The organism is Faecalispora jeddahensis, assembly GCF_000577335.1.
Classification (GTDB): domain Bacteria; phylum Bacillota; class Clostridia; order Oscillospirales; family Acutalibacteraceae; genus Faecalispora; species Faecalispora jeddahensis.
The window spans coordinates 1-2,774 of the sequence record NZ_CBYL010000090.1; the positions used below are offsets into that span (position 1 = coordinate 1).

At 52.5% G+C, this 2,774-nt stretch carries 7 protein-coding genes; all 7 read left to right on the plus strand.

The features are described 5' to 3' along the window. Positions 1–106: 106 nt before the first annotated feature. Positions 107–379, plus strand: a complete 273-nt coding sequence (locus tag TY09_RS17370) for a hypothetical protein (protein ID WP_042437010.1) — start codon at positions 107–109, stop codon at positions 377–379. Positions 380–391: 12 nt separating this feature from the next. Beyond that, positions 392–742: a hypothetical protein gene (locus TY09_RS17375; RefSeq protein WP_042437013.1), complete on the plus strand. Its 351-nt coding sequence runs from the start codon at positions 392–394 to the stop codon at positions 740–742. Positions 743–756: 14 nt separating this feature from the next. Continuing rightward, positions 757–1,020 carry a hypothetical protein gene (locus TY09_RS17380; RefSeq protein WP_042437016.1) on the plus strand — a complete coding sequence of 88 codons (264 nt, stop codon included), beginning with the start codon at positions 757–759 and terminating at the stop codon, positions 1,018–1,020. Between the two features lie 17 nt (positions 1,021–1,037). Beyond that, positions 1,038–1,172, plus strand: a complete 135-nt coding sequence (locus TY09_RS18970; protein ID WP_276325306.1) for a hypothetical protein — start codon at positions 1,038–1,040, stop codon at positions 1,170–1,172. A 3-nt stretch (positions 1,173–1,175) separates the two neighbouring features. Further along, entirely contained in the window at positions 1,176–2,012 is an 837-nt protein-coding gene (locus TY09_RS18210) for an N-acetylmuramoyl-L-alanine amidase (protein ID WP_052335767.1), read from the plus strand. Positions 2,013–2,030: 18 nt separating this feature from the next. After that, positions 2,031–2,459, plus strand: coding sequence for a DUF2829 domain-containing protein (locus TY09_RS18115; protein WP_042437019.1), 429 nt, complete (start codon positions 2,031–2,033; stop codon positions 2,457–2,459). A 17-nt stretch (positions 2,460–2,476) separates the two neighbouring features. Next, positions 2,477–2,774: phage holin family protein (locus tag TY09_RS17395; RefSeq protein ID WP_042437021.1), on the plus strand; the 298-nt coding region annotated here is incomplete at its 3' end.

The window sequence follows — 2,774 nt, forward strand, 5'->3', positions numbered from 1 at the left end:
AACGCAGGGGCGTGGAGGCAACGGGCCCGGCGGTAACGGAGGTAATGCGACCGATTGGGCATCCGGTGGCGGCGGCGGTGCTGGTAACTATGGTGGCGGCATAATTATGCTGTTTGTAATGGGACGTCTGATTATAGACGGATCTATTTTATGTAACGGACTGCCCGGCGGAGCAGGAGGATCAATAACTGCGTCATCCACCGCCAGAAGCGGTTCGGGAGGCGGTGGAGGAGGCGGCGGGGCTATTTATATCTACCACAAAGGGGAGTATTTAAATACGGGAGTATTACAAGTGAATGGCGGTTCTGGCGGTACGGGAGACATAAACGGTGTTGCCGGCGGCATCGGCTCCATTACCGTTATCCAACATACCAACTAAGGAGGAACAGCAATGCCAAAACAAATCAGAGTGGCTATTTTCCACAACGATGTAGATAGTTCCAAGACCTATGCTGAACAGCTCGCGGCGCAGATCGATGCTGAAACGGCACTTATCAATTTTAGAGACCCGCACCCGTGCGCCGAGGTTCTGCCGATGCGGGCATCACCCAACGTGGCCCTGCTCCTATTTGTTGACAGTCTCGAAGAATTGCAAGAGCAGATCGACGTGCTGCGGCAGCTCGGTTATATTCGCAAGCAGGATACCGTGACCGGGATTGTTGATGAGCTGGTGGACGTTGCTGGGGATAACATCCCGGACGAGCTGGCGACCAAGATTGCGGACACGTTTTATAGTGAGTGAGGTAAGCGGAAAAGATGGATAACACAGTCAATAATCTTCCCGTTATTATTAAAATACAGTCGCCTGTAGTTACCTCTGATGTGATTGAGAAAAGACTAAAGTCTTTACAAGATACCTTATCTGGCTATAAAAGAATGAATCCGAATTTTCCTACAAAAAGAGCCTATAATGATGGTTTTATTAAGGGTATGGAGTTAGCAATTGCTTTTATGAAGACTGGAACTTATGGTGCTGGCGGTGGATATGGAAGTACTGTAAAAGAGGGTGAATATAAATGACAGGACGCTTGAAAATCTTGTTTAAAGTAATTCAGCGCCGGGTGCAGGCTGGCGAGGACAGGGACGCTGTTTTTGCCGATTACAACCTGCTGACAGATATTGAAAAGGCGGAGATCATTGCCGCGCTGGATGCGGCGGAAACGGAGGAATAAACAATGAGAGTCTGGATTGATGCCGGTCACGGCGGTGCGCAACCTGGGGCCTGTGCCTTAGGTTACAAGGAAAAAGACCTGACATTGCAAATTGCAACCCTGCTCGGCGCGGAGCTGACCCGCTGCGGGATCACCGTAGCACAGACCCGTACCACGGATGTGGACATCCCTCTCGACACGCGTGGTCCGCTGGCAAACAAATGGGGCGCTGATTATTTTGTATCCGTCCATCTCAATGCCGGTGGTGGAAGGGGCGCGGAAACCTGGTGCAGTATCGCGGGCGGTAAAAGCAAAGCCCTGGCCGAGTGCATTCAGGCTGAGCTCGTGGGTCTGGGGTACGTCGATCGCGGCGTAAAGACTCGCAAGGGAGACGATGGGCGCGATTATCTGGCTGTGATCCGCCAGACCAATATGCCCGCCGTGCTGGCGGAGGTTGGATTCATCGACAGCCAGGAGGACATGGCCCGCTTTGATGCCGCAAAGGCTGCGCAGGCGATTGCCCAGGGTATCTGCAGGTATGCCGGCATAACGTACAAGCAGACGGCCACGGCCCCTACGTTTACCGCCCCGGCGATCACCGGCCTAACGCTCGACACCCCCAGCGGCAAAGACTTGGCTGTGGGCGAGCGATACACCGTGCTTGCCAAATGTAAGGACAAGCCCGCCGTTACTACTACCGGCCGCGACGTGATTGCCGTATCGGAACCACGCCTTGATCCGAAAGGCCGCGGCTGGTTGATCGACGTGCAGGGCCTGCCGCCGGAACCGGTCGTAAGGCATGGACATATTACAGTCACGGCTGACGGTGTGACACAGCAGTGCAATTTCAATGTTATATAAAAGAAAGAAGGACTTATCATGAAACAGTATATCGGCACGAAAATTATTCAGGCAGAGCCGGCGATTCGGAAGGGCGGAAAAGTCTATGCGTTAACCGACCCGATTCCGAAAACGATGGAACCTTCCGAAGATGGATACAAGGTAATTTATCCTGACGGGTATGTTTCCTGGTCGCCAAAAGATGCTTTCGAACAAGCATACCGCCCCACTAACGGCATGACTTTTGGGCTTGCGCTGGAAGCTCTCAAAAAGCGAATGAAAGTGGCTCGTAGCGGTTGGAACGGGAAAGACCAATATGTAACCCTCATTCCGGCAGGCAATGCTATGTTTCAGGGACACGATATGCAAGATTGTTTCGGACTGAAAAACGCACAGGGCAATATGCAGCCCGGCTGGGTGCCTTCCGTTGGCGACTGCCTGGCGGAAGACTGGAATATTGTTCAATAATGAGGAGGGACAACATAATGGCTTTATCCGCAAAATCAATCTACATTTCGGTACTGACCGTATTTTCCGCTGCGGGCGCTGCTATTCTTTCTGCCTTGGGCGGTTGGGATACTAGCTTACAGTTTTTAATCGGCATCATGGCAGTGGACTATCTGCTGGGCGTCTTGATCGCTCTGGTATGGCATAAATCTCAAAAGACCGCTGACGGTACCTTTGAGAGCAACGCCAGTCTTAAGGGCCTGCTCCGCAAATTCAGTGTGCTGTTGATCGTTTATGTCGCGGTGCAGCTTGATACGGTGGCAAATACCGGCGGGT

Excerpts from the sequence above, each read along its gene's own strand:
- TY09_RS18115 (WP_042437019.1), top strand. The coding sequence starts at position 2,031 with ATGAAACAGTATATCGGCACGAAAATTATTCAGGCAGAGCCGGCGATT.
- TY09_RS18210 (WP_052335767.1), top strand. The coding sequence starts at position 1,176 with ATGAGAGTCTGGATTGATGCCGGTCACGGCGGTGCGCAACCTGGGGCC.
- TY09_RS17375 (WP_042437013.1), top strand. The coding sequence starts at position 392 with ATGCCAAAACAAATCAGAGTGGCTATTTTCCACAACGATGTAGATAGT.
- TY09_RS17380 (WP_042437016.1), top strand. The coding sequence starts at position 757 with ATGGATAACACAGTCAATAATCTTCCCGTTATTATTAAAATACAGTCG.
- TY09_RS17370 (WP_042437010.1), top strand. The coding sequence starts at position 107 with ATGCTGTTTGTAATGGGACGTCTGATTATAGACGGATCTATTTTATGT.